The organism is Mycolicibacterium aubagnense, from assembly GCF_010730955.1.
Lineage (GTDB): Bacteria > Actinomycetota > Actinomycetes > Mycobacteriales > Mycobacteriaceae > Mycobacterium > Mycobacterium aubagnense.
Window position 1 is genome coordinate 4,167,860 of the sequence record NZ_AP022577.1, and the last position, 25,079, is coordinate 4,192,938.

Annotated in this window: 22 protein-coding genes and 1 riboswitch; of the genes, 14 read left to right on the forward strand and 8 right to left on the reverse strand. The window is 66.6% G+C overall.

Annotation, left to right across the window (positions count from 1 at the left end; all coding sequences use genetic code 11):
* Positions 1 to 136 precede the first annotated feature (136 nt).
* The 4 genes from G6N59_RS20000 (at position 137) to arfA (ending at position 3,529) form a co-directional block, all read left to right on the forward strand.
* Entirely contained in the window at positions 137 to 1,588 is a 1,452-nt protein-coding gene (locus G6N59_RS20000) for an MFS transporter (protein WP_138228567.1), read from the forward strand.
* Positions 1,578 to 1,997 (forward strand): MarR family transcriptional regulator, encoded by a 420-nt coding sequence (locus tag G6N59_RS20005; protein ID WP_138228568.1) that lies wholly within the window; start codon positions 1,578 to 1,580, stop codon positions 1,995 to 1,997. The genes G6N59_RS20000 and G6N59_RS20005 overlap by 11 nt, the downstream gene beginning before the upstream one ends.
* A 50-nt stretch (positions 1,998 to 2,047) precedes the next feature.
* The gene (locus G6N59_RS20010; RefSeq protein ID WP_061005607.1) at positions 2,048 to 2,413 is read left to right on the forward strand and encodes an FKBP-type peptidyl-prolyl cis-trans isomerase; all 366 of its coding nucleotides are present in this window, start codon (positions 2,048 to 2,050) and stop codon (positions 2,411 to 2,413) included.
* Between the two features lie 117 nt (positions 2,414 to 2,530).
* Positions 2,531 to 3,529, forward strand: coding sequence for a channel-forming protein ArfA/OmpATb (gene arfA / locus G6N59_RS20015; RefSeq protein ID WP_138228569.1), 999 nt, complete (start codon positions 2,531 to 2,533; stop codon positions 3,527 to 3,529).
* 36 nt (positions 3,530 to 3,565) lie between these two features.
* Here arfA and G6N59_RS20020 read toward each other — a convergent pair whose 3' ends face one another.
* Together G6N59_RS20020 and G6N59_RS20025 are read right to left on the reverse strand one after the other, a co-directional pair.
* Positions 3,566 to 5,002, reverse strand: coding sequence for a carotenoid oxygenase family protein (locus tag G6N59_RS20020; RefSeq protein ID WP_138228570.1), 1,437 nt, complete (start codon positions 5,000 to 5,002; stop codon positions 3,566 to 3,568).
* 67 nt (positions 5,003 to 5,069) lie between these two features.
* Positions 5,070 to 6,110 (reverse strand): oxygenase MpaB family protein, encoded by a 1,041-nt coding sequence (locus G6N59_RS20025; RefSeq protein WP_138228571.1) that lies wholly within the window; start codon positions 6,108 to 6,110, stop codon positions 5,070 to 5,072.
* A 222-nt stretch (positions 6,111 to 6,332) separates the two neighbouring features.
* On the opposite strand from G6N59_RS20025, the gene G6N59_RS20030 reads away from it, so the two are divergent.
* Positions 6,333 to 6,878, forward strand: a complete 546-nt coding sequence (locus G6N59_RS20030) for a TetR/AcrR family transcriptional regulator (protein ID WP_138228572.1) — start codon at positions 6,333 to 6,335, stop codon at positions 6,876 to 6,878.
* Positions 6,879 to 6,917: 39 nt separating this feature from the next.
* Here the strand turns inward: G6N59_RS20030 and G6N59_RS20035 are convergent, their stop codons facing one another.
* Entirely contained in the window at positions 6,918 to 8,258 is a 1,341-nt protein-coding gene (locus G6N59_RS20035; RefSeq protein ID WP_138228573.1) for a sensor histidine kinase, read from the reverse strand.
* Between the two features lie 10 nt (positions 8,259 to 8,268).
* Positions 8,269 to 8,970, reverse strand: coding sequence for a response regulator transcription factor (locus G6N59_RS20040; protein ID WP_138228574.1), 702 nt, complete (start codon positions 8,968 to 8,970; stop codon positions 8,269 to 8,271).
* 82 nt (positions 8,971 to 9,052) lie between these two features.
* Between G6N59_RS20040 and G6N59_RS20045 the strand changes: the two genes are divergently transcribed.
* The 5 genes from G6N59_RS20045 to G6N59_RS20065 all read left to right on the forward strand — a co-directional run bounded on the left by G6N59_RS20045 (position 9,053) and on the right by G6N59_RS20065 (position 15,075).
* Positions 9,053 to 10,042: a phospholipase D-like domain-containing protein gene (locus G6N59_RS20045; protein ID WP_138228575.1), complete on the forward strand. Its 990-nt coding sequence runs from the start codon at positions 9,053 to 9,055 to the stop codon at positions 10,040 to 10,042.
* Positions 10,035 to 10,610, forward strand: a complete 576-nt coding sequence (locus tag G6N59_RS20050) for a chromate transporter (RefSeq protein ID WP_138228576.1) — start codon at positions 10,035 to 10,037, stop codon at positions 10,608 to 10,610. Before G6N59_RS20045 ends, G6N59_RS20050 begins: the two co-directional genes overlap by 8 nt.
* A gap of 101 nt (positions 10,611 to 10,711) precedes the next feature.
* Entirely contained in the window at positions 10,712 to 11,272 is a 561-nt protein-coding gene (locus tag G6N59_RS20055) for a chromate transporter (protein WP_138228577.1), read from the forward strand.
* 66 nt (positions 11,273 to 11,338) lie between these two features.
* Complete coding sequence (locus G6N59_RS20060) at positions 11,339 to 13,261, forward strand: ABC transporter ATP-binding protein (RefSeq protein WP_234884056.1); 1,923 nt, start codon at positions 11,339 to 11,341, stop codon at positions 13,259 to 13,261.
* Positions 13,258 to 15,075, forward strand: coding sequence for an ABC transporter ATP-binding protein (locus G6N59_RS20065; protein ID WP_138228578.1), 1,818 nt, complete (start codon positions 13,258 to 13,260; stop codon positions 15,073 to 15,075). The genes G6N59_RS20060 and G6N59_RS20065 overlap by 4 nt, the downstream gene beginning before the upstream one ends.
* 4 nt (positions 15,076 to 15,079) lie before the next feature.
* Here the strand turns inward: G6N59_RS20065 and G6N59_RS20070 are convergent, their stop codons facing one another.
* On the reverse strand, positions 15,080 to 15,919 hold the full coding sequence (locus G6N59_RS20070; RefSeq protein WP_138228579.1) for a LuxR C-terminal-related transcriptional regulator: 840 nt from the start codon (positions 15,917 to 15,919) through the stop codon (positions 15,080 to 15,082).
* A 76-nt stretch (positions 15,920 to 15,995) separates the two neighbouring features.
* Between G6N59_RS20070 and G6N59_RS20075 the strand changes: the two genes are divergently transcribed.
* From G6N59_RS20075 to G6N59_RS20085, 4 genes are all read left to right on the forward strand, one after another.
* Positions 15,996 to 17,696 carry an AMP-binding protein gene (locus tag G6N59_RS20075; RefSeq protein ID WP_138228632.1) on the forward strand — a complete coding sequence of 567 codons (1,701 nt, stop codon included), beginning with the start codon at positions 15,996 to 15,998 and terminating at the stop codon, positions 17,694 to 17,696.
* Positions 17,696 to 19,312, forward strand: coding sequence for an AMP-binding protein (locus G6N59_RS20080; protein WP_138228580.1), 1,617 nt, complete (start codon positions 17,696 to 17,698; stop codon positions 19,310 to 19,312). Before G6N59_RS20075 ends, G6N59_RS20080 begins: the two co-directional genes overlap by 1 nt.
* Positions 19,313 to 19,576: 264 nt before the next feature.
* Entirely contained in the window at positions 19,577 to 19,729 is a 153-nt protein-coding gene (locus G6N59_RS30600; RefSeq protein ID WP_170212342.1) for a hypothetical protein, read from the forward strand.
* A 75-nt stretch (positions 19,730 to 19,804) separates the two neighbouring features.
* Positions 19,805 to 19,977, forward strand: a riboswitch (M-box (ykoK) riboswitch).
* 521 nt (positions 19,978 to 20,498) lie between these two features.
* The gene (locus tag G6N59_RS20085) at positions 20,499 to 22,259 is read left to right on the forward strand and encodes an NRAMP family divalent metal transporter (RefSeq protein ID WP_234884057.1); all 1,761 of its coding nucleotides are present in this window, start codon (positions 20,499 to 20,501) and stop codon (positions 22,257 to 22,259) included.
* A gap of 63 nt (positions 22,260 to 22,322) precedes the next feature.
* On the opposite strand, the gene G6N59_RS20090 is transcribed toward G6N59_RS20085, so the two are convergent.
* The 3 genes from G6N59_RS20090 to G6N59_RS20100 form a co-directional block, all read right to left on the reverse strand.
* Entirely contained in the window at positions 22,323 to 22,517 is a 195-nt protein-coding gene (locus tag G6N59_RS20090; RefSeq protein ID WP_138228581.1) for a hypothetical protein, read from the reverse strand.
* A gap of 194 nt (positions 22,518 to 22,711) precedes the next feature.
* Positions 22,712 to 23,464, reverse strand: coding sequence for an IclR family transcriptional regulator (locus G6N59_RS20095; protein WP_138228582.1), 753 nt, complete (start codon positions 23,462 to 23,464; stop codon positions 22,712 to 22,714).
* A complete protein-coding gene (locus G6N59_RS20100) occupies positions 23,461 to 24,918 on the reverse strand; it encodes an APC family permease (protein WP_138228583.1) in 1,458 nt (485 codons plus the stop codon). The genes G6N59_RS20095 and G6N59_RS20100 overlap by 4 nt, the downstream gene beginning before the upstream one ends.
* Positions 24,919 to 25,079: the final 161 nt, after the last annotated feature.

Below are 25,079 nucleotides of genomic sequence, written 5' to 3' on the forward strand. Positions count from 1 at the left end.
TGGTGTGCATTTCGCGCTCGCTCGCGGGGCAGTGAGCGGCCACGAGCGGACATGAGCGGCCAGTTTCCGCCCATGTCGCCTATGTCACTGCACCCCGACGTTGCGCCGGCAACAGTTGTAGTTTCACAATAGTTGTGTGAATACAACCATCGACGCGCTCGACTCACGGCGCAAGACGATCATCCTGATCTCCTGCTGCCTCAGTCTGCTGATCGTGTCGATGGACGCCACCATCGTGAACGTCGCGATCCCGTCGATCCGCGCAGACTTCGGTGCGTCACCCGCCCAGATGCAATGGGTCGTCGACGTCTACACCCTGGTGTTGGCCTCGCTGCTGATGCTTTCCGGTGCGACCGGCGACCGGTTCGGCCGTCGTCGGGTGTTCCAGATCGGCCTGACGGTCTTCGCCTTCGGTTCGCTGATGTGCAGCCTGGCGCCGACCGCGGACGCATTGATCGGCGCCCGTCTACTCCAGGGTATCGGCGGCTCGATGTTGAATCCCGTTGCGCTGTCGATCATTTCGCAGGTCTTCACCGGCAGGGTGGAGCGGGCCCGGGCGCTCGGATTGTGGGGCGCGGTGGTCGGTATCTCGATGGCGCTGGGGCCCACCGTCGGCGGCCTGCTGATCCAGACCGTCGGTTGGCGTGCGGTGTTCTGGATCAATCTGCCGATCTGTCTGGCGGCTGTCGTGCTGACCGCCATCTTCGTCCCGGAGAGCAAGTCGGCCACCATGCGCAACATCGATCCGGTCGGCCAGGGGCTGGCGGTGCTGTTTCTGTTCAGCTTGGTGTTCACCCTGATCGAAGGGCCGGGCATGCGCTGGTCCAGCCCGCGCACCGTGTCCATCGCGGTTGTGGCGGTAGTGGCGCTCGCGGCCTTCCTGCGCTACGAACGCCGCCGCCACGACCCGTTCATCGACCTGCGTTTCTTCCGCAGCATCCCATTCGCCTCGGCCACGGTCACCGCGATCCTCGCCTTCACCGCCTGGGGTGCGTTCCTCTTTATGATGTCGTTCTACCTGCAGAACGAACGGCACTACTCGGCCATCCACACCGGCCTGATCTATCTCCCGATAGCGATTGGCGCCCTGGTCTTTTCGCCGTTGTCCGGACGGATCGTCGGACGTTATGGCGCGCGCCCGTCCCTGCTGACCGCAGGCGTGCTGACGGCAGCGGCTGCGCTCATGTTGACGACGCTGACCGATCGCACGCCGATGTGGCACGTGGTGCTGATCTTCACGGTGTACGGCATGGGGTTCGCCATGGTCAACGCGCCCATCACCAACGCGGCGGTCAGCGGTATGCCGGTAGATCGAGCCGGCGCGGCGGCGGCGGTAACGTCTACCAGCCGGCAAGTGGGCGTGAGTATCGGTGTGGCACTGTGCGGTTCGATTGCCGGCCCGGCGCTGTCCGGTGCCGCGGACTTCGGCATCCAGGCCCGGCCGCTGTGGTGGATGTGCCTCGGCGCGGGCCTGGCGATCATCGTGCTCGGCCTCGTCTCGACCTCACCGCGGGCCCTGCGCTCCGCGGAGCGGCTGGCTCCGCTGATCGAAGGTACCCCCAACCTGGAGCCGGCCCATGTCCACTGATTCGTTGGCCGACGACGTCTGGCAGGCCATGGCCGCGGTGGTGTTCGAGAACCGGGACAGCTGGAAGCGTGCGGTGGTCGAGCGGTCCGGCCTGCCGTTCAGCCGGGTCCGGATCGTGCGCCGGCTGGCGGCCAAGCCCATGACGGCCAAAGAACTCGCCGCCGCGACCGCCATGGACGCCCCCGCCACCACTGTCGCCATCAACGACCTCGAGGAACGTGGATTGGTTGTGCGACAGCCGGATCCGGACAATCGGCGGTGCAAACTGGTGTCGCTCACCGAGGCCGGAGCTGCCTTGATGAAGGGCATCAGTCAGATCGATGATCCGGCCCCGCCGGTCTTTGCCACGTTGGACGCCGACGAGTTGGCCACGCTGCGTGACCTGTTGAGCCGGCTGCGTCGTCACTAGGGACGCGGTTCCCGTCCACCCGCGGCGAACGCCCGACTACGGTGGTCCCCGTGGCTAACACCAAACCTGAAATCGAATTCCCGGACGGCCCGGCACCTGACTCGCTGGTGATCGAGGACGTCATCGTCGGCGACGGCGCCGAGGCCGTGCCCGGCGGCAACGTCACGGTCCATTACGTCGGCGTCGAGTACGACACCGGTGAGGAGTTCGACAGCTCCTGGAACCGCGGCGAGACCATCGAATTCCCCCTGCGTGGCCTGATTCAGGGCTGGCAGGACGGCATCCCCGGGATGCGCGTGGGTGGCCGGCGCAAGCTGACCATCCCGCCCGCGCAGGCCTACGGCCCCGCCGGTGGTGGGCACCGGCTGTCCGGCAAGACGCTGATCTTCGTCATCGACCTCGTCGGCGTCCGCTGACCTGATCGACTTTCTGTCGGGCTTAGGGTCCGGCGGTTGTGGCGTGTCACGGCGGCAACGTGCCGTCTCCACAGCTGTCGGGCTCTAGGCTCGAACGTGTTTCAGGGAGGGTTGTGCATGACGGACACAGCTGACGTCGCCGAGCCGTCCGGCAGCGTTCGTCGTCTCGGCGCGCGCGGCAAGGTGGCTGCGGTGGGTGTCGTGGTCGCTGTCGTCGCGGCAGTCGGCTGGGTGGTGTTCGGTAGCTCCGATGAGCACCAGGCCCCGAGTTCGATAGCGGCCTCCGCGGCGCCGGTTCCGGCACAGCCCGAGCTGACGTCGGCACCCTTCGCGCTGATGCGCGACGGCAATACCGTCACCCTGACCGGCAGCGTGGCCAACACCCGGTCGAAGTCCGAACTGGCCGCCGCGGTAAAGGCGCAGTGGCTCGATGCCACCCTCATCGACAAGACCGCTGTGGTCGACGGCGCCGGGACCCCGGACATGTCGGTTGTCGGCAACGTCCTGTCCGCCGCCGATCACATCTCGGATTTTGGCTTGTCCATCGACGGCGCCACCATCACGTTGATGGGGACGGCGCCCAACCTAGACGTAGCGGGCGAGGTGCAGAGCGCCGCCGCGCTGTCGTTCCCCGGCGCGAAGCTGGCCAACAACATTCAGATCCCCGCGCCCGGCGGGCCGGTCGCGCCGACGGCCCCGGCGCCATCGTCGGCACCCGCGCCCGCGCCGGCACCCACCCCGGCCGGTGGCCCCTGCGCGAAGGTGCAGGCCGACGTCACGGAGCTGTTGCGCAGCCCGATCACTTTCGTCACCGGCGGCTCGCAGATGACGGCCGAGTCCCGCCAGGTGCTGGTGCAGGTAGCCGACAAGATCAAGGGCGGCTGCCCGAACGGTGCAGTCACGGTGGTGGGCTACACCGACAATCAGGGCAGTGACGCCATCAACCTCAAACTGAGCGACACCCGCGCCAAAGCTGTTGCCGCCGCGCTGGTTTCGAACGGCGTCCTAGCGGCGAAGGTGACCGCCCGCGGTGCCGGCTCGGCCAATCCGGTCGCCGACAACAGCACCGAAGACGGCCGGGCGAAGAATCGCCGGGTCGAGATCACCCTCGGCTGAGCCGGTTTCGCGGACAGCATCTGCCAGCGGGTCGACTCACGGCGGGGTTATGCGCTCGGTGAAGCTGCCGTGAAAGCCCGGGAATTGGTGACCCGGGAGGGTGGCGATTGCGTGGGCCGGGTTTTCGATGGCGGCGGCGTCGAGGATGTGCAACTCGGTGCGATGCTCGGCGGCGTTGTACGTGACGACCAGGAGCCAGCCGTCGTCCTCGTCGGCGTTGTGGGCCTTGGGGACGAAGATCGGCTCACCGGGGAACGTTTCTGTCGAAAAGGCATGCAGGCGTTGGGTATTGGTCTGCCGGTCCAGTTTGACGATGGCCGCACTGTCCTGCTCTGCTGAGGCCAGGTAGGTGTAGCGGTGCTCGCGACCGGTGCGGCGTTCGTCGTGGGTGGGAAATTCGGTTGCGGGACTGGGATAGTCGGTAACGGTAACCGTTCCGCCGGTTGAGATGCGAAGCCTTGCGGGCCAGCCGGCCACGGGAAGGGGCTCGGTGCGGAATCGCTTGGCTGCCTGGCTGAGGAACGCGAATGACTCGTGGCGCACGAGATCGAGGACGACGTCGCCGCGGTCCTCGTAGGCATTGTCGACGTGCACGTACACCAGCGGATCGCACTCGATGATGCGGGGTTTTCCGCCTGCGCGCGGAACGAGAATGACCTTCATTCCTTGCTGCGGGCGATAGTCCGCGCTGTCTCCGAGGGTTCCTTTACCCAGGGCGGCCAGCGCCGCGGTTACCGGGTCGACGGTGATCGGAGCCAGCGCGAACACCAGGAATTGTGGAGTGATGGCGAAGTCGTGCTGGATGTAGATGTGCTCGAGCGGCACCGTGGCGAGTTGGCTCAGCCGGCCTGCTGGGTCTACCCGGAAGCATCGAAGGCACGCGACGGTGGGGCCCTCCAGCGACGGGGCGAAGTCGAACCCGAAATTGAACAGTTCTCCGGTGGCCGGATCGATGCGTGGATGCGGTGAAAAGCGGGAGAACGACGGGAGTTGGCCATCGAACGTGCACGGGCCGAGTGTCGACAAGTCGTCGAGGTCGACCAGCCAGGGCCGGCCGGCATCGCTGAGTGCGAGCAGCCGGTCGGCGTGGACCACAGCGTGGGTGTTGGCGGCATCGGCCGGTGGGCGGCCGACGTTGTCGCGGAAACGCCGCGCCTGCGTGTACACACCACGAATGTGGGCGCCTTGACCACGAAGTTCCTTGCGGCGCTTGGGAGTGTCCACGTACCGCGACCGGAATCGGACCGTCCCGTCGGTGATGGTGAACTTGACCATCAAACCGTCGCCGTCAAACGGGTGCGCTCCGTTGAACCCGCCCGATTCCCAGTCGGCTGGGCCATTTCGATAGAGCGTGCCCCTCAACTCTTGTGGCACCGACCCGGTGATCGGCAGTGTGACCTCGTCGGGTTGCTCCCTGGCTGCACGGTACATGCCCAGAAGGCCGATTGCCTCGTCGTTGCTGGTGATGGTCATGGTTGAACCTCCGAAAGCGGCTGCGTGTGGTCTGGCCGTGTCGGCGATGCGACGCGGCCGTGGATGTCTAGATCGGGCACGTGGCTGCGGATTGATGCTTGTCGTGCGCGGTGAAGTCGGTGAGTTCCCGCTTGCGCATGGTGTTGACGATGCGCTGATGCTTGCGCGCGTGATACGCCAGCGGTGCGTAGGTAATTCGTTCGGGCAACGTTCTCAAGAGTCCTCGGTAGACCCGGAAGGCGGCTTGGAGTTCCAGTTCCTCGGCTCGGCTCCAGGGCACATCGAGTTTTTCTCGGACATTCGGTGGCAGGCACCCGATGAGGGTCAGGCGCAGTATTTCCGCCGGGATGGCGGCAGCTGACCGCGTCAGCAGTTCGGTCGCCGGCCGCAGCCGCCGCGGTACCCCACGAGGGACCGTGAGCGGTGGGTTCTTGCTGAGGTTGTGCACGATGTTGTTCGCGACATAGGTGTTCTCGAGCACCTCGTCGACCATCTTGTCGAAGTAGGGCCAGAATTCCGTGCGGCTTTGGGGGAGTTGGTTCTTCGGAACCTGCGTGATCCGTGCGACCCTGAGCGTGTCTCGGTAGAGCGCGTCTTCCTCGGCGTCGGTGTATTTCCGCCCCAAGATCAGCGGCGCACTCCACACAGTGGACGGAAAAGCGGTGGCGATGACCCAGGCATAGGCCTGTGGATGCAATGCACTGATGTGCTGACCGTCAGGGCCGGTCATCTGCAAAGGCTGGTGCATCGTCCGGAGCCAGTAGCCATGTTCGATGGCGGCTTTGCCGCCGAAGATCCATTGCTGCACCGCATCGAATGATCGAATTGCGCGACCCAACGGATCGGTCTCGTACACCGAGTACCTGTCGACGACCGAGCCGATGACCGGGTGCATCGCCTGCAGCAGAAACGCCGCGCCATTGACCGGCAACCCCGCCCATTGGCCGAAGACGGTGCCCATCGGCCCGAGCGGGTCGACCAAATCCGGGACCGGTTGCACCCACAGCTCGTCGGAATCCCAACGCGCTTTCCCGCTAGCTAATAATGGAATGGCGCCGGATTCCTGTGCGGTGTGATCCGCGCCTATCTCGGATTCTATTGCTGTCATTGGCTATGACTCCTGATTGCGGCAGCGCGCCCAGTGCGCTGGTTCCGGTCAATGGCAAATTCTGATGCATACCGGCACCAGAAATTGGCCTGCGCGTAGTGTGCACCTTGTCATCGTCCGAGTCAACAGACAGCGCGCCGAACCTTGCCTCCATCACCGCCCGCCCGCCCGTATCGGGGTATCGCCGCGTCGCAGCGCCGTGCTGAGCGCCGTGCGGCATTCATGGAGGCCGCGTATGAGCTATTGGTCGATGCGGGTCCCGGCGCGGTGTCGAAACGGGCGGTGTGCGCGCGTGCGCAGTTGAACGATCGCTACTTCTACGAGAGTTTCGCCAACAGCGACGCCCTGCTTCTCGAGCTCGTGCAAGACCGCACCGAACGGGGAATCAGCCTGGTCACCGCCGCTATGGGCGCTGCCGGGCCGGACGTCTCCGAGCAACTACACGCCGCAGCTCAGGCCGCGGTCGACTTCGCCGTCGAAGACCGCCTCAACGGCCCACTGCTGCTGGCCTCCTACTCACACGAAGTCCTCCAGCGGGCACGCCAATCGACCATTCACCGTCTGGCGGTGGTGACGACCCGGATGGCGGAAATGGCCAAGGGGCGGCCGGCCGCCGATACCTCCCACCCGGACCCCGTCCTGTACGTTTTTGCCAGCGGCTCACTCGAACTCGTCGCTGCCTGGTTACGGGGCGAGTTGCCGGTTACCAAAGAAGAACTAGGCCAGTACGTCGCATCCGCCTTGGCCGCCGCGACCTCCGTGCGATGAAGCGGCGCCGGGACACCAGAGCCAATCTTCGATGACGAGCTAGTGATGCCCGGGCAGCCGCAGCAGCAGCCGGGTCCCGCCGAGCGGGCTGGTCTCCAATGTCGCGCTACCGCCGTGCAATTCGGCTTGTTGGGCCACCAGAGCCAGCCCCAGACCAGAGCCCGAGTGCGATGCGGTGGAGCCCCGGCTGAACCGCCCGAACACCTTGAGCCGTTCCTCTTCGGGGATGCCGCAGCCGTCGTCGTCGATGGCGATCTCGACCCCGGCGCGCGAACTGACCGCCGACAACTGGACTTTCGACGCACCGCCGTGCTTCACCGCGTTGGCGATCGCGTTGTCCACCGAAAGCCTCAGTCCTGCAGGCAGACCCACGATGATGATGGTCGGCGCGGGGACCAGGGAGACCTCCAGCTCGGGGTAGACGCGCATGGCGTCATGCGCGGCGCGGTCCAGTAGTTCGGTGATGTCCACGGGCACATGGTCATCGACGGTGGACAGCTCGCCCTGCGCCAGCTTTTCCAGCGCCCACAGCGTGGTCTCGATGCGCGACTGCGTGCGGACGACGTCGCCCAGCACTTCCTTGCGCTGCTCGTCCGGAAGATCCAGAGTGGCCAGGATTTCGACGTTGGTGCGCATCGCGGTGAGCGGGGTGCGCAGCTCGTGTGCCGACACCGCGGCGAAGTCACGGGCTGACGCGAGCGCGGCCTTGGTCCGGCCCTTCTCCTCCCACACGCGTTCTACCAAACCTTTGACCGCGTCGGCGATGTCGACGGCCTCGGTGGCGCCGCGCACGTCGATGTGCGGGGCGTCGCCTTCCGGATCGATGTCGCGCGTCTGTTGCGCGAGCCGCTTGAGCGGACGAACCGCGAACGCGGCCAGTGCCCAGCCCGCCACGGCGGCCGCGCCAATGGCGAACGCGCACAACGCGATCACGCGGCGGTGCAGGTTGTTGGTGTCGACGATCGTCGCGTCATACGTGGCGCCCACCGCCACCAGCATCGGGTCCGGCAGGTGGATCTGGACCGTGCGCACCCGGTAGCGGACGCCGTTGACGTCGGTATCGGCATAGCCGACGGGAAGCTCGGGCAGGACGACATTCGAGTTCGAGCTGACCTGGCCGTTCCGGCGGGTGGTGATGACGACGTTCTGGTCGTGCGGCGGCCGCGGGATCTCGTCGAGCCCGCGGGGCAGGAACGGGATGGCGAAACCGGCCGCTTCGTCGAGCCGCCGGTCGAGGCGCTCCTTGCGGTCGTTGGTGATGCCGATCCATACGATGGTGCCGACGATCCCGACCACGATGGCCGCGGCGATACCGGTGGCGAACGCGACGCGGGACTGCAGCGACGGAGTGCGGCGGAAGACCCGGGTCAGCGTGTTCACCGTCCGCTGCCTATTGCTGCCTGAGCACGAACCCCACGCCGCGGACCGTGTGCAACAGTCGCGGCGCCCCGTTGGCCTCCAGCTTGCGGCGCAGGTAGCCGATGAATACGTCGACAACGTTGGTGTCGGCGGCGAAGTCGTAGCCCCACACCAGCTCCAGCAGCTGGGCACGGGACAGCACGGCGGTCTTGTGCTCGGCCAGTACGGCCAGCAGGTCGAATTCGCGCTTGGTCAGGTCGACATCGGCGCCGTTGACGCGGGCCCGCCGGCCGGGGATGTCGACTTCGAGCGGCCCGACCGAGATGGTCTCGGATGAGAACGTGGCTGTCGCGCCGCGGCGGCGCAACAGTGCCTTCACACGGGCCACCAGCTCGGCGAGTACGAACGGCTTCACGAGGTAGTCGTCGGCGCCGGCTTCCAGCCCGGCCACGCGGTCGTCGACCGAACTGCGGGCCGAGAGCACACACACCGGCACGTCGTTGTCCATGGCGCGCAGCGCGGTGACGACGCTGACGCCGTCCAGCACTGGCATGTTGATGTCCAGAATGATGGCGTCCGGCCGGAATTCGGTGGCGCTGCGCAGGGCCTCGGCACCGTCGACCGCGGTCGTCACCTCGAACCCGGACAGCCGCAAACCACGCTCCAATGACGCCAGCACGTCCGGGTCGTCGTCGACTACGAGCAGGCGGGGGGAGGCGCTTCCGCTATCCATGTGCCTCATCTTGCCTGATGGCCACCTCTTATTGACGGAGGCACGTCTGGCAGCCCCTATTCGGTGCTAGCATCCGGCGCTTATGGGGCCTGTGTCGCCGCGAGTCATCGTTGAACCCGATGACGGTGTGCAGCCGGTGCGGGATTTCATCGCATCGGCGCAGAAATCGCTGCTGATCAAACAATTCACGTTCACCGAGCCGTCCCTCGTGGCGGCGGTGATCGAGCGGCATCAGGCCGGCGTCGCGGTGCGCGTCATGCTGAACCCGGCGCGCTCCGGCGGGGACCGCGCCAATGACGAGACGTTCGAACAATTCTCGAACGCCGGCGTGAACGTGCAGTGGTCCAACCCGACGTTCTATGTGACGCACGAGAAGTCGATCGTGGTCGACGACACAGCGGCGCTGGTGGCCACGTTCAACCTGTGCGAGAAGTACTTCACCCTCACCCGCGACTACGGCTTCATCACCACCGACGCCGAGCACGTCGCACAGATCGTCGAGGTGTTCGACGCCGACTGGTCCCACACCGATTGGGAGCCGTCGTCCTATCACGGGCTGCTCTGGAGCAACTCGAATTCGCGGTACCACATGGCGAAATTCATCGACACGGCCGAACATCAGCTGCGCATCCAGCATCCCAAGTACGTCGACGCCGTCATCCTCGACCACATCGCGGCGGCGGTGGGGCGCGGCGTGAATGTCCATGTGCTGTGCGGCGGTCGGCACGGCATCAGCGACTGGGACATCCTCGACACGTTCGCGTCGCTGCGGACCCTGCGCCGGTTCGGGGCGAAGGTGCGTAAGCAGAAGAACCTGCGGGTGCACGCCAAGCTGGTCATCGTCGACGACCATGAAGCGCTGGTGGGCTCGATGAACATCGACCGCAGCGCCTTCGATCTGCGTCGCGAACTGGGCGTGATGGTCGACGATCCGGACGCGGTCGCACAGCTGACGCAGGTGTTCGACGCCGACTGGGAGACCTCGCACCACTACGAGCCGCCAGATCCGCTCGACACGTCGCAACATCACGAAGACGACTTCCCGCACGACCCCGATTTGGTCCATGAGTGAGGAGGTCGACTCGACGGCCCAACGGGTTTCGTTGTTCGAGTTGGTCCTGACGTTCAACCACATCGCGCTGGCGTCGTTCGGTGGCGGGCTGTCGGCCTGGTCCCGTGAGGTGCTGGTGGTGGAGAAAGGCTGGCTCGGGGACGCCGAGTTTCTCTCGGCCAGCACGATGTGCCGCATCCTGCCGGGTGCCAATCAGGTCAACATGGCGGTCTTCACCGGCACCAAGATGCGGGGCTTCTTCGGTGCCGCGGCAGCGGTATTCGGATTGTGCGCCATGCCGTTGGTCATCGTGCTGGTGCTGTCGTTCGCCTACTTCCGGTTCAAGGAGGTACCCGCCGTCAAAGGCGTGCTGCACGGCGCGTCCGCGGCCGCGGTGGCCCTGACCTTGACGATGGTGCTCAAGACGGGCCAGAAGTGCCTGACGGGCGTCATGCCGGTCCTGCTGTTCGCGGGTGCCTTCGTGCTCAACGGCGTCCTGCGGTTTCCGCTGCTGGGGACGCTCGCGATCCTGGCGCCGCTCAGCCTGATATGGGCGTGGCCGCGTGAGCGGGCACAAGCCGAAGCATGAGCGTCAGCGAGGAGCCGGAGGCGGATCGGGCATGACGGTCAGCGAGGAGCCGGAGGCGGATCGGGCATGAGTGTCAGCGAGGGGCCGGAGGCGGATCGCGCATGAGCACGGTGGCGATTTCGACTTACGTTCAGCTGATCGGGTTGTTCGGCATGCTGTCGCTGCTGTCGATCGGTGGCGGCAACGTGGTCCTGCCGGACATGCACATCAACGCCGTCAACGACAGGCACTGGCTGACCAACAGCCAGTTCGCCGACCTGTTCTCGATCTCCCAGACCGCGCCGGGGCCGAGCATCCTCATCGTGTCGATGGTCGGGTACGGCGCCGGCCTGAAAGTCGCCGGGATTCCCGGGGCGATCATCGGCGGCGTCATCTCGATGGTCGCGATGGTGGTGCCGGCCGCGGGTTTCGTGTACGTCATCACGTTGATCTGGCAGAAGGCCGAACGCTCCAAACTCCGCCGGGCCGTCGAGAAGGGTTTCGCCCCGCTGACCGTGGGCCTGATCCTGGCGGCATCGCTGGTCATGAGCCGTGCCGCCGACCACGACTGGCGGGCCTATACCGTCACCGCGGTGTGCACAGTGATCTTCATGCGCACCAAGCTCAACCCGCTGATCGTGGTGGCTGCGGCCGGCCTGGTCGGGTACCTCGGTTTCATCTGACCGTCGGAGCAGGTCAACCGCCGTGCCGTGGGATTGTCGGTGGCTCATGCGAGCATTGACGTTGTTGTGTCTGATATAGCCCAGCCCCTGCACTCGGCTCCGGCGATCGCCCCGGTGCCGCAGCGTCGGCGTGCGTCGACCGATCTGCTGCGCCTGCTGCCGTACCTGGGCCCGTACCGCGGTCGGTGGGGCGCCATGTTGCTCACCGCGTTCGTCGGTCTGGGCGTGACGGTGTCGATCCCGCTGGTGACCAAGGCAGTGATCGACGGTCCGGTCCGGCACCAGGATCAGCATGGCCTGTGGGTGCTCGGTTCCGCCGCGTTGGCGCTGGGGCTTGTCGAGGCGGTGCTGTGGTTCATCCGGCGCTGGCTCGGGGCCCGCGCGACCATGGGTGTCGAGGCCGACATCCGCAAGGAGCTCTACGCGCGGCTGCAGATTCTGCCGATGTCGTTCCACCGGCAGTGGCAGTCGGGCCAATTGCTGTCCCGCGTGATGAATGACCTTGGCACTATTCGACAATTCCTCGGGTTTGGCCTGCTGTTCCTGGTGCTCAACACGATTCAGATCATCGTGGTGACGGCCATCCTGCTGGCCATGTACTGGCCGCTGGGTGTGGTGGTGCTGGTCTCGGTGCTGCCGGTGACGGTGACGATCTTCAGATTCGAGCGGCAGTTCAGCCGGCTGTCCCGGCTGGCGCAGGACCAATCCGGCCATGTCGCAACGCATGTCGAGGAATCCGCGCTGGGCCTGCGGGTGATCAAGTCGTTCGGCCGCGAGGACTACGTCTACCAGCGGTTCGACGAGCGGGCGACGGCCCTGTACGACGCCGAGGTCGGCAAGGTGGCGGTCTCGGCGCGCTTTTGGACGCTGCTCGAGGTCATCCCCAACCTCACGCTCATCCTGGTGCTCGGGTTCGGTGCGTACGCCGCCGGCCACGGCCTGGTCACGATGGGCACGCTGGTCGCGTTCATCACCATGATGCTGTCTCTGGTCTGGCCCATCGCGTCGCTGGGCTACCTGCTGTCGATGATGCAGGAGTCGATGACCGCGGCCAACCGCGTTGCCGAGATCTTCGACGCGCCAGTGGATATCAGTGACGGCCCGGTCCACACAGTGCCCCGCGGCGGTCACCTCGAATTGCGCGACGTGGGATTCCGCTTTCCGGACGCGGAGCCCGACGACTGGGCCCTGCGCCACGTCTCGGTGACGGTCGAGCCGGGCCAGACGCTGGCGCTGGTCGGTGCGACGGGGTCCGGGAAATCGGTTCTGGCCGCATTGTTCTCGCGGCTCTATGACGTCACCGAGGGCGCCATCCTGCTCGACGGCCGGGATATCCGTGAGCTGTCGCTGCCCGCCCTGCGCAGCGCGGTGGCCACCGCCTTCGAGGACCCGACGCTGTTCTCCATGTCTGTCGTTGAGAACCTCACCCTGGGCCGGCCGACTTCAGGACAAGGCGCCGACGATCCCGCCACCGACGCCGAGATTCGCGCGGCCATCGACATCGCGGCCGCCCAGTTCGTCTACGATCTGCCGTTCGGCCTGGACACCCGCATCGGTGAGCAGGGCATGAGCCTGTCCGGCGGTCAGCGGCAACGTCTTTCGCTGGCCCGGGCCATCCTCGCCGCGCCGTCGCTGCTGGTGCTCGACGACACCTTGTCGGCCCTGGACATGCATACAGAGGCCGAGGTCACCGTCGCGCTGCGGCACGTGCTGAGGGAGGTCACCGGCATCGTGGTGGCGCATCGGGCGTCGACTGTGCTGCTGGCCGATCGGGTGGCGCTGCTGCAGGACGGGACCATCACCCGCATCGGTACACACGCTGAATTGCTTTCGCAGGCACCGGAATACCGGTATCTGCTGTCCGCTGACGACGAGCTCGACGACGGCACCGAACGCAGCTGTGACTGGGAGCAGGACGCCGAACGCGAACGCCTCGAGCAGCTGTATCTGGAGCAGACGGACGAGGCCGAAGAGGTGTGCAGGCGATGAGTACCGAGAGCTGGCGCGGCCAGACGGTCGAGGCGGTCGAGGACCTGCCCATCGACGAAAGCGTATCGCGGCGCCGCGAGGCCCGCGCGCTGTTGGGGTCGTTGCTGAGTCCGTACCGCGTCGCGGTCCTGCTGCTGGGGCTGGTCGTGGTCGTGGAAAACGGTGCGCGCCTGTCGGTTCCGCTGCTGGTGCAGCGCGGCATCGACCGCGGCATCCCGCCGATCCTGCACGGCGGCCCGGCCCGCGAGTTGCTGCAGATCGTGGCGGCCCTCTGCGGCGTCGTCGTGCTGCAGGCCACCTTCCGGCTGTTCTTCCTGAACCGGTCGGGCCGCATCGGGCAGAAGGTGTTGCTGGAACTGCGCCGCCTGGTGTACCGGCAGTTCCAGCGCCTCGACGTCGCCTTCCACGACCGCTACACGTCCGGCCGCGTGGTGAGCCGCTCCACCAACGACATCGAAGCCATCCAGACCATGTTGTCGACGGGTTTCGACAGCCTCATCACCGCCGTGCTCACCCTCGGCGGCACCGCGGTCCTGCTCGTCTCGCTGGACGTGCCGCTCGGACTGATGTGTCTCGGGGCATTCCCGCTGCTGGTGTTGTTGACCGCCTGGTTCCGTCGCGAGTCGTCCCGGACGTACCGCACGGTCCGTGAACGGGCGGCCCTGGTGATTGTCCAGTTCGTCGAAACCATGACGGGCATCAAGGCGGTGCAGGCCTACCGGCGGGAACCGCGCAACCAACAGATCTTCGACGACGTCGTCGACGACTACCGCGTCATCAACGAACGCACCATGACGCTGCTCGCGGTGTTCATGCCCGGGGTCAAGCTCGTCGGCAACGTCACCACCGCCGTGGTGCTGCTGTACGGCGGATACCTGGTGCTGCACGGCCGGATGACCGTCGGCACGTTGACGGCGTTCCTGCTGTACCTGCGCATGTTCTTCGAACCGATGCAGGAGATTTCGCAGTTCTTCAACACCTTCCAGTCGGCGGCCTCGGCGCTGGAGAAGCTGGCCGGGGTGCTCGGGCAGCAGCCGGCGATCGTTGATACCTCTGCGCCGGTGGCTTTGACGACGGTCAAGGGGGACATCGCTTTTCGCGGGGTCAGCTTCGGCTACACCGCGGAACGGCCGGTGCTGCCGGAACTGGATCTGACGGTGCCGGCGGGGCAGACCGTCGCCCTCGTGGGTGCCACCGGTGCGGGAAAGACGACCATCGCCAAGCTCATCGCCCGCTTCTACGACCCGGTCACCGGCACGGTGACCCTCGACGGCATCGACCTGCGGTCCGTCGCCCAAACCGAGTTGCGCCGGCACGTGGTGATGGTGACGCAGGAGAACTTCATGTTCGCCGGCAGCGTCGCCGACAACATCCGCTTCGGCCGGCCCGACGCCACCGACGCCGAGATTTGCGCGGCCGCGGAAGCTGTTGGCGCCGAACGGTTCATCGATGCACTGCCCGACGGTTACGACACCGACGTCGCCAACCGGGGTGGACGGCTGTCGGCGGGGCAACGGCAACTGGTGGCCTTCGCCCGCGCGTTCCTGGCGGACCCCAAGGTGCTGATCCTCGATGAGGCGACGTCCTCGCTGGACATCCCGACCGAGCGCCTGGTGCAGCGCGCGCTGGCCACCGTGCTGGCCGGCCGGACCGCGCTGGTGATCGCGCACCGACTCTCCACCGTGCAGTCCGCGGACCGGGTGCTGGTCCTCGACGGCGGGCGCATCGTCGAGGATGGTGCGCCCGACGATCTGGTCGCACGTAACGGGCGGTATGCCGCGCTACACCGCGCGTGGATCGACTCGCTGGCCTGACAGGTCAGGGGATCAGCCGCAGCTGGCGCGCCTTCGATACCGCCTCGTGCCGGGTGTGGGTGCCGAGTTTCGTTGCGGCGCTGCGCAAATAGCTCTTGACGGTCTCGGGTTTCAGGGATAGCCGCGCCGCGGCTTCGGTATTGGTGCAGCCCAAGGCGATCTGCGCCAGCACGTCGAGTTCGCGGGGACTCAGCGGGCCGACGGCTGCCGGCCCACCGGCCAGGGCCGCGGCCAGCCGGTCGGCGAGGTCGCCAAGGGCGCCCGGTGCGACGGGGTCGCCACCGGCCGCCAGCCGCCGCAGCTCGGCATGCACCTGACGGACGTGTTCGGTGTTCACCGCCGTGGCGGCCGCCTGGGCCTGTTGCAGCCGCAGCCGGCGGTCCACCTCGTCGCGAATGGTCAGCTCGTCGGACAGCCGCCGCGCCGACGTCAGCATCAGGTCGACGGCCCGGCCGCCGAACGGTGCACTGGACCGGTAGGCGCCGTAGAGCACGGCCCGGGCCCGGCCATCGACGACGACCGGCACCGCCAGCACCGACCGGATGCCCTCGGACAGCACGGGCATGTCGTAGTCGTGGGTGATGGACGGTGCGTGCCGGTAGTCGGCCACCGCGAGCGGCTGTCCCGACACCATGCTGGCCCCGCCGAGACCGAACGCCGAGCGCACCACCAGGCCGCGGAGCCCGCCGCCCCGGGTGCCGTGGAACTCGGTGAGCAACAGTGCGTCGTCGTGCACCTCGCCGCCGAACATCACGGGTACCGCGCCCTCGGTGCTGATTCTCCGCAGCTCGGCGCGCACCGCGTCGGTGTCACGCGGGCGCAGCACGGCGGGGCCGGTGGTCACGGTCAGTACCCTCTTTCGGGGGTAGCGGGTGGGTGGCTGTGACGTAGATCCTACGTTCATGTCGACAGACGCTGGGATCACGACCAACACCGAGCAGTATCGAGCGGCACGGGACCGTCTCGTGACATCGATCGGTGACTACTCGCAGGCCGTCGATTCGTTCCGCTGGCCGCGGCTGACCGGCGCCTTCAACTGGGCCACCGACTGGTTCGACGTCATCGCCCGCAGTCCGGAACGGGCCGGGCAGGTGGCGCTGTGGATCACCGAAGAAGGCGGCTACGAGCAGCGGTACACCTTCGCGGAGATGGCCGACCGGTCTGACCAGGTGGCGACGTGGCTGCAGGCGCTGGGTGTCGGCAAGGGCGACCGGGTCATCGTCATGCTGGGCAACCAGGTCGAGCTCTGGGAGTCGATGCTGGCGGTGGCCAAGCTCGGCGCGGTGGTGATGCCGACGACCGGAGCGCTGGGCCCGGCGGACCTGGCCGACCGGATCACCCGCGGCGGGGCGGGCTTCGTGGTGACCAATGCCGCGGACGCGGACAAGTTTTCGTCCGTCGACGGGCGGTACACCGGGGTGGTCGTCGGGGCTCCGGTAGCCGGATGGCACCGCTACGCCGATGCGTACCAGGTGGTTTCGGCGGGGCCGTTCACCGCCGTCACCGAGGTCGACGATCCGCTGTTGGTCTACTTCACCTCGGGCACTACCAGCAAGCCCAAACTTGTTGAACACTCGCAGATTTCGTATCCCGTCGGTCACCTGACCACGATGGCCTGGATCGGGGTGACGCCCGGCGACGTGCATCTGGCGATCAGCTCGCCGGGTTGGGCCAAACATGCCTGGAGTTGTGTGTTCGCACCGTGGATCGCCGAGGCGACCATCTTCGTCTACAACTACAGCCGCTTCGACGCCGCCGCGCTGATGAGGCAGTTGCGCCGCGCCGGTGTCAACACCTTCTGCGCGCCGCCGACCGTGTGGCGGATGCTGATCCAAGCCGACCTCGGCGCCAAACCCCAAGGGCTGCGCGAGATTCTGGGCGCAGGTGAACCGCTCAACCCCGATGTCATCGCGAAGGTGCAGGACGCCTGGGGGCTGACCATCCGGGACGGCTTCGGCCAGACCGAGACCACCCTGCTGGTGGGCAACACCCCGGGCCAGCCGGTCAAGGCCGGTTCGATGGGCCGGCCGATGCCGGGTGTGCCGGTGGTGCTGGTGGATCCGCTGACCGGCGAGCCGGCCGACGAGGGCGAGCTCTGTCTGGAGCTGAGCGCGCAGCCGCTGAACCTGATGACCGGTTATCTCGGTGACCCGCAACGGCATGCGGCCGTCATGGCGGGCGGCTACTACCACACCGGTGACGTGGCCTCCCGGGACAGCGACGGCTACATCACCTACATCGGCCGCACCGACGACGTGTTCAAGTCGTCGGACTACAAGGTGTCACCGTTCGAGCTGGAGAGCGTGCTCATCGAGCACCCCGCGGTGGTGGAAGCCGCGGTGGTGCCGCAGCCAGACGACACCCGGCTCGCGGTGCCGAAGGCCTACGTCAGCCTGGCCGCGGGCTGGAGTTCCGACGAGGAAACCGCAAGGTCCATCATGGAATTCGCCCGCGACCACTTGGCGCCGTACCTCAAGGTCCGCCGGGTGGAATTCGGCGATCTGCCCAAGACGATCTCGGGCAAGATCCGGCGCGTCGACCTGCGCCGGCGCGAAGATCAGGCGCACGCCGCCGGCACCCCGATCGTATCGGAATACCGTTACGAGGACGTGGTGAAGTGATGCTGAGCTACGACGCGGGGCCCACCGACACTCCGATCCTGGAAGAGACCATCGGGGCCAATTTCGAACGCACCACCGCGGCCTATCCCGACACCCTGGCGCTGGTCGACCGCGCTCAGGGACTGCGGTACACGTACGCCGAGTTGAACGCCGAAGTCGACGTGATCGCCCGTGGATTGCTGGCTCGTGGCATCGAAAAGGGTGACCGCGTGGGCATCTGGTCACCGAACTGTGCACAGTGGATCGTGACGCAGCTGGCGACGGCCAAGATCGGCGCGATCCTGGTCAACGTCAACCCTGCCTATCGGGTGCATGAATTGGCTTATGCGCTGGGCCAGTCCGGGATGCGGATGCTGATCTCGGCAACGTCGTTCAAGACGTCCCACTACGCGGTGATGATCGAGGAAGTTCGCCCGCAGGTATCCGGCCTGCGCGACGTGGTCTTCCTCGACGGCGCGGATTGGGATCAGCTGCGCGCCGAGAGCGCGGCCGTCGGTGCCGGCGAATTGGCAGCCCGGCAGGCCACGCTATCCAACACCGACCCGATCAACATCCAATACACTTCGGGCACAACAGGATTCCCGAAAGGTGCGACGCTGTCGCACCGCAACATCCTGAACAACGGCTTCTTCGTCACCGAGGGCATCAAGCTCATGCCGGGCGAGCGCTTGTGCATCCCGGTGCCGTTCTACCACTGCTTCGGCATGGTGATGGGCGTGCTCGGCTGTACGACCCATGGTGCGGCCGTGGTGATTCCGGCACCAGGCTTCGATCCCGCCGCGACGCTGGATGCCGTCGAATCCGAGCGGTGCACGGGCGTCTACGGCGTGCCCACGATGTTCATCGCGATGCAGAACCATCCGTCGTTCGGCGGTCGGGACATGTCGAGCCTGCGCACCGGCATCATGGCCGGTTCGGTGTGCCCGGTCGAGGTGATGAAGCGCTGTGTCTCCGACATGCACATGGCCGAGGTGGCCATCGGGTACGGCATGACCGAGACCTCGCCGGTGTCCTGCCAGACCCTCATCGACGATGACCTGGATCGTCGCACCGCGACCATCGGCCGGGTGCATCCCCACCTCGAGGTGAAGATCGTCAACCCGGAGACGGGCGAGACGGTGGAACGTGGCGAGCCGGGGGAGTTCTGCACGCGCGGCTACTCGGTCATGCTCGGTTACTGGAACGACGACCAAAAGACCAGGGAAGCCATCGATTCCGAGGGCTGGATGCACACCGGCGATCTCGCGGTGATGCGGGACGACGGCTACTGCGCCATCGTCGGCCGCATCAAGGACATGGTGATCCGCGGCGGCGAGAACGTGTACCCGCGCGAGATCGAAGAGTTCCTGTACACGCACCCGGACATCGAGGACGCCCAGGTGATCGGGGTGCCCGATGCCCGCTACGGCGAGGAAATCTGCGCATGGCTGCGAATGCGTCCCGGTGCTGCCGCGCTGGATGCCGCGGCCATCCGGGAATTCACCGCAGATCGGCTGGCGCACTTCAAGATTCCGCGCTACGTCCACATCGTCGACGAATTCCCGATGACGATCACCGGCAAGGTCCGCAAGGTCGACATGCGTGCCGAGAGTATTCGGATCTTCGGGCTGGAGTGAGTGCGTTTCCAGCGTCGAGAGTGGGTCTTGCCGAGGAGAATCGGCGGGCGCTTTCCGCGTCATCCCACACCCTCGGTGATTCGGCGTCCCGCCGATGTCAACGACAACACCCAGGTGAGGGGCGACTGCCGCCGCCGAATTATTAGCGCGGTCTTGACGGTTACCTCCGGCGCTTGTTGACGTTTACGTGCTGTCATTGATGGGTATGGGTCTGCCCATCGCCCGACCTTTGGGCCGACGGACAGATGTTGACAGGAGCGCACCATGAATGTCTTTCGCACCGCCGCCGTCCGCTGGGTAGCCAAGCGGGTCCGCGCCCGAGCACACCTGACCCCGCAGGAGCGACACAACATTCGGCTGTCGTCCACACCGCTGGCCGTCATCTCGGCGTCGATCGGCGCACACCCCTACCGCTGACTACTCCGTCACGCCCGGCGAGCCGGCTTGGATTCAACTTGACGGGCCACAAACGGCCAGGTTATGTTTCCCAGGTCAGCACCTCGCTAGGCGAGGCTCCTGAACGAACACAAGCCACTGATCCGACGACGTCGAGAGACGCCCAGGGTCAGGACAGGTCTCCCCGGATTAAGGGGTTACCCAAAGTGGCTATCCGCCCCGGTGGATTACGTCGTTCAGTGCCGAAGCTCTGACGAGAGGGGTGTACGTGGCGCCGAGATGCACTGGCCCGTTATGGCCGTTGCGGTCGCCGTGTCCTTCCCCTGCGTGTTGTCGAAGTTATGTGGCACAACTGTCCCCGGTGGGGGCCTGACGGCGAGGAGGTGAGGACACATGAAACCTGACGATGGTCCGAGTTCCAGTCCGGAGCGAAAACCCAACTCCGACAATTTCATTTCTATCCTCCCGCGACCTTGCCGGCTCTTCATCGGCATGGCCGTCTGATCGACGGTGCCTGACGCAGGCTCGCGGGACATATCCCGGTAGGAGACCTGCCATGACCGTATTCCGTAGTGCCGCAGTAAATCGCATTGTTCGTCGGGTGAGCGTTCGCGCTCGGATGACCCCGCAGGAACGGCACAACCTTCAGATGTCGCACACACCGCTCGCGGTGATCTCGGCGTCTCTCGGGGCGCACCCCAACTTCTGATCCGTTCGGCCGCACGGTCCGCCCACCGATTCCGGTGGGCGGACCCCAGCTGTGCTGCCATTTCCCGAGAGGAATCTCGACATGGCCCTCTTCGCCCGTATCCCGCACCCCTCCGGCGAAACCTCAGTAACGCAACGTGATTCACCACGCACCGCGGTGCTCGACACCGCGCACGTCGGCGACATCGTCGGCGCGCTGGGCACCATCCGCACCGACGAGACCCGCACCGGTCGCAGCCGCTGGCAGCGATTGAAGATGCTGCTGGTGGTGATGGGGCCCGGCCTCATCGTCATGGTCGGGGACAACGACGCCGGCGGCGTCGCGACCTACGCGCAGGCCGGCCAGAACTACGGCATGGCACTGATGTGGACGCTGGCGCTGCTGATTCCGGTGCTGTACGTCAACCAGGAGATGGTGGTCCGACTCGGTGCGGTCGCAGGAGTAGGGCACGCGCGCCTGATCTTCGCCCGCTTCGGCAAGTTCTGGGGCGCGTTCAGCGTCGGTGACCTGCTCATCGTCAACGCCTTGACCATCGTCACCGAATTCGTCGGGGTAGCCATGGCGCTGAGCTACTTCGGGCTGCCGAAGTCGATCTCGGTGCCGCTCGCCGCGGTGCTGTTGTTCGCCGTGGTGGCCGGCGGTTCGTTCCGCCGTTGGGAGCGCTTCATTTTCGCGCTGATCGCCATCAACATCGTGATCTTCCCGCTGGCGTTCATCGTGCACCCGTCGGCGTCGGACACCGCGCGCGGCCTGATCCCGTCATTCCCGGGTGGCCTGAACTCGACGCTGTTGCTGCTGATCGTGGCCATCGTCGGCACCACCGTCGCGCCGTGGCAATTGTTCTTCCAGCAGTCCAACATCGTCGACAAGCGCTTGACCCCCAAATGGATTCGTTACGAGCGGATCGACCTGTGGATCGGCATCGTCGTGGTGATGGTGGGTGCGGTGGCGATCATGGCCGCTGCCGCCTTCGGGCTCGGCGGCACCGCCGCGGCCGGGAACTTCACCGATGCGGGTGCCGTGGCAACCCAGTTGGGCCGGCAGGTGTCGCCCACCGCGGGCGCGCTGTTCGCCATCCTGCTGCTGGACGCATCGCTCATCGGGGCCAACGCCGTCGGGCTCGCCACCACCTATGCACTGGGTGACACCTTGGGTAGGCGGCACTCGTTGCACTGGAAGGTCGGTGAGGCGCCGGTCTTCTACCTGGGTTATGCCGCGCTGCTCGCGGTGGCCGCCGCAGTGTCGTTCAGTCCGGATCACGTGCTGGGCCTGCTCACGCAGGGCGTGCAGGCGCTGGCCGGGGTCCTACTGCCGTCGGCGACGGTGTTCCTGGTGCTGCTGTGCAACGACAAGGCCGTGCTGGGTCCGTGGGTCAACACCATGCGGCAGAACATCATGGCCGGCGTGATCGTCTGGGCGCTGGTGCTGCTGTCGCTGGCCCTGACAGCCGCGACGTTCTTCCCGAATCTGACTGCCGGACAACTCGAATGGGGATTCGGGGCCGGGGTGGCGGTCGGCGTGCTCGGTGGTGCCGCCATCGCCGCCGCGACGCTCCGGTCGCAGCACAGGCAACGGCAGCGGGCCGCGGTTGAGGTGGCCGCCGAGTTCGGTGGCCTGGACCCTGAGCAAGTGGAAGACCTGGACGAGCAACCAAACGACCGCGCCGTCCGGAAAGCCCTGCGGAACCAGGAGCGGGACAGCTTCCGCACGCCCGCTCTGGACACCTTGGACCGGCCCGGCTGGTCGCCGCTGCGGGTGGCGGGCATGGTCGCGCTGCGGGGTTACCTGCTGGTGGCTGTGGTGCTGGTCGTGGTCAAGGTTGCCGAGGCGATCGGCGGTTGAGAGCTGTCGCGGTGGGGTGCGGCGCCTGTGGTGCCGTGCCCCACCTCGATGACCTCCAGCCGCTCAGAGCGAGTCGCGCGCCGGGCAGTGGGACGTGTCGCCGTCCTTGCAGGTGCAGAGTTCCGAGTGCTGGCGCTCCGGACCGAAGGCAGCAACGTCACCTGCGGCGTCACGGGCAGCCGTGACGATCGACGCGGTCCCGGCCACCGCGGTCAGCAGCAACTCGATTTGATTTGCCGACTGAAGTAGAACAACCAATTGATGCACTGTAAGCAGTCGAATTACCATGCTTACCGTCCGATGCGTTGCATTGCTGTGCGTATCTGGATTTGTCGCCGACGACTTTCGTACAGTACCGACGTATGCGTCAATTCCGCAAACAGGGCACGCCGAGGGATCGCCCGTGTCGCAGCTGATCGGCACGCCGGTAGGCAGGCCGGCATTCGGCCGGGTCAGGCCAGTAGCGGCGCCAATTGCGCTGCATAGTCCTGCAGTACCGGAATCTGCCGCTGCAGGAGCAGATCCTGCTCGGCCCGGCCGGACATCGCCACCGCAGCGACCAGGGTCGCGGCGGCGGAGCGAACCGGAACCGCGACGCAGGCGTAGTCGGCCCGCAGCTCACCGATCTGGACCGCGTATCCATGCGCCCGGATCTCGGTGAGCTGTTCGGCCAGTGCCGATCTCGACGTGACGGTGCGGTCGGTGAGCGCGGCCGGCGTGAGGCTGAGCAGCGCGGCGGCGTCGTGTTTCTCGGCGAGCAACAACTTGCCGACCGCACTCGCGTGCAGGTGCCGGTTGAGCACTGATTCGTCTGCGGGCGGTGGGTATTCACCGTCGGGGTCGGCGAGACGCACCGAGGTGTTGGTGAAGTAGAACAGATGCACGCCGAAGCGCACCGAGAGTCGCAGCTCGGCCAGCGTCTCGCGGGCCTTGGTGCACACGGTGGGGGAGACCGCGGCGTCGATCAGCAGACCCATGCGCGGGCCCAGCGCGAACCCCGACAGGTCCGGTAGCCGCACGAGGTAGCCGTCGGCGACAAGGAGATTCAGTAGCCGATACGTGGTGGCCGACGGCATGGACAGGTGCTCGGCGATGTCTTTCGCGGTGACGCCGGTGCCGGCCACGGCGACCGCCTCGAGCACCTGCAACGCGCTCTGCACCGCTTTGGGCTGGCGGCCGGATAGTGCGCCGTCGGCCGGGCTCATCGGCGCACCTCCCACGGGTTGTAGTCGGCGAACACGTCGCCGGCGACGGTCTCGTCGAACACCCCGACGCGTTCGGCAAGATCGGTAACCGTCCGGCGGCGCACCAGGAAGGCCGCCAGGCCGAATGCCAACAGGACGGAGTAGACCGCGGTGGCGATCCACACCGGTGACGCCACCGATAGCGCGGCCCAGATGATGATGGCGATCATGGTGGCGGCAGTGGCCAGCCCGACGACCAGCGGGACGGTGGTGAGCTCGCCGATCCGGCGAAGGAATGCCGGAGTGGCAAGGCACACCAGTAGATACGCGACGATATAGCCGTGCGCGGAGACCGCGAGCAGGCCGACGAGAACGTCGCGACTGGACTCCGCGGCGAAGAGATAGCCGACCGGCACGGCCACGATCAGCGGCATCGCGATGCTGAGTGCGACGTGCGGGGTGCGGTACCGCCGATGGGCGTGCCCCATGGCGTCCGGCAGCAGGCCCTCGCGCCCCATCGCGAACAGGGTCCGGGACAACGCCGTGGTGGAACCGATCACGCACGCGATCCAGGAGGCGGTGATGCCGAACTCCATCGCCACGGACAGCGCGCCGGCCAAGGTGTCGGCCGAGTCGGGCAGGGACAGCACGATGGGCGTCGACCCGGTCCGGGTGCGGATGGTGCCGGTGGTCTGCAGGACAGCGGCAAAGGTGTAGAGCGCCCCGAGGGCCAGTGGCGTCCAGCGGATGGCCCGGGTCACGGTGACGAACGGGCGCTGCGCCTCGCGGGCCACGGTGCTGGCGCTCTCGAAGCCCACGTATGAGGTGATGGCGAGCAGGAGGGCGAAGCCCAAGGCTGAATGTGGCGCATCGGCAATCGTTTTCGAGGGCGGCGCGGCGCCCGTGACCGCTCCGCCGAAGGCGATCATCAGCACTATGCCTGCCACCACGATGGCAAACAGTTCGACGGCCAGTGAGATGCGCGCCGACAACCTGATTCCCCGGACCATGAGGATCAGTGCGGTGCCGCCGACCAGAACGGTCAGACCGGCGATGACGGGCTTACCGTCCGGCACCCCGATCCGGCCCAGCAGGGCGGCGATGTAGCTGGCCGCGCCGAGCGCACTGGCCATCGCGGCGGCGGCATAGCCGATCACCAGTGACCAGCCGGCCGCGACACCGGGCACCGCGCCCAAACCCTTGACGGTGTAGCTGTACAGCCCGCTCACCGCGACCATCCGGGTGGAGAACTGCGTGATGCAGTACCCGACCGCGGTCATCATCAGGGCCGTCAGGATGAACACCGCGATCGTGGTGTGGCCGGCGGCCGGCAGCACCAGCGCCGGGAGGGTGACCATCACCGCCGACGGGGCCACCGCCGAGACCGACTGCCCCAGAACCTGAGTGAACGTCAGCTGTCCGCGCTGAAGCCCGGCGACCGGCGAGCGGCTCCGGATGGTTCGGGTGGGGCCCATTCGTCGGAAGGTAGCCGATCGCCGCCGGCCCGGACAGCGTTGTCGGGTAAACATCCAAAATCTTCAAATGAGAATCGGAGCGGGAGGCGGCCGCCAGTCATAGCCCGCGGATGTCCGCTGATCGACACGAGCTGCGATTATCGGGCGGCCCGAATGAGAAT

Bases quoted from the DNA above. Each gene is read 5' to 3' on its own strand.
- G6N59_RS20100 (WP_138228583.1), bottom strand. From the start codon at position 24,918: ATGGGCCCCACCCGAACCATCCGGAGCCGCTCGCCGGTCGCCGGGCTT.
- G6N59_RS20085 (WP_234884057.1), top strand. From the start codon at position 20,499: ATGGCCCTCTTCGCCCGTATCCCGCACCCCTCCGGCGAAACCTCAGTA.
- G6N59_RS20055 (WP_138228577.1), top strand. From the start codon at position 10,712: ATGAGCACGGTGGCGATTTCGACTTACGTTCAGCTGATCGGGTTGTTC.
- G6N59_RS20020 (WP_138228570.1), bottom strand. From the start codon at position 5,002: ATGACCATCACCAGCAACGACGAGGCAATCGGCCTTCTGGGCATGTAC.
- G6N59_RS20045 (WP_138228575.1), top strand. From the start codon at position 9,053: ATGGGGCCTGTGTCGCCGCGAGTCATCGTTGAACCCGATGACGGTGTG.
- G6N59_RS20065 (WP_138228578.1), top strand. From the start codon at position 13,258: ATGAGTACCGAGAGCTGGCGCGGCCAGACGGTCGAGGCGGTCGAGGAC.
- G6N59_RS30600 (WP_170212342.1), top strand. From the start codon at position 19,577: ATGAATGTCTTTCGCACCGCCGCCGTCCGCTGGGTAGCCAAGCGGGTC.
- G6N59_RS20080 (WP_138228580.1), top strand. From the start codon at position 17,696: ATGCTGAGCTACGACGCGGGGCCCACCGACACTCCGATCCTGGAAGAG.
- G6N59_RS20095 (WP_138228582.1), bottom strand. From the start codon at position 23,464: ATGAGCCCGGCCGACGGCGCACTATCCGGCCGCCAGCCCAAAGCGGTG.
- G6N59_RS20050 (WP_138228576.1), top strand. From the start codon at position 10,035: ATGAGTGAGGAGGTCGACTCGACGGCCCAACGGGTTTCGTTGTTCGAG.
- arfA (WP_138228569.1), top strand. From the start codon at position 2,531: ATGACGGACACAGCTGACGTCGCCGAGCCGTCCGGCAGCGTTCGTCGT.
- G6N59_RS20025 (WP_138228571.1), bottom strand. From the start codon at position 6,110: ATGACAGCAATAGAATCCGAGATAGGCGCGGATCACACCGCACAGGAA.
- G6N59_RS20005 (WP_138228568.1), top strand. From the start codon at position 1,578: ATGTCCACTGATTCGTTGGCCGACGACGTCTGGCAGGCCATGGCCGCG.
- G6N59_RS20030 (WP_138228572.1), top strand. From the start codon at position 6,333: ATGGAGGCCGCGTATGAGCTATTGGTCGATGCGGGTCCCGGCGCGGTG.
- G6N59_RS20040 (WP_138228574.1), bottom strand. From the start codon at position 8,970: ATGGATAGCGGAAGCGCCTCCCCCCGCCTGCTCGTAGTCGACGACGAC.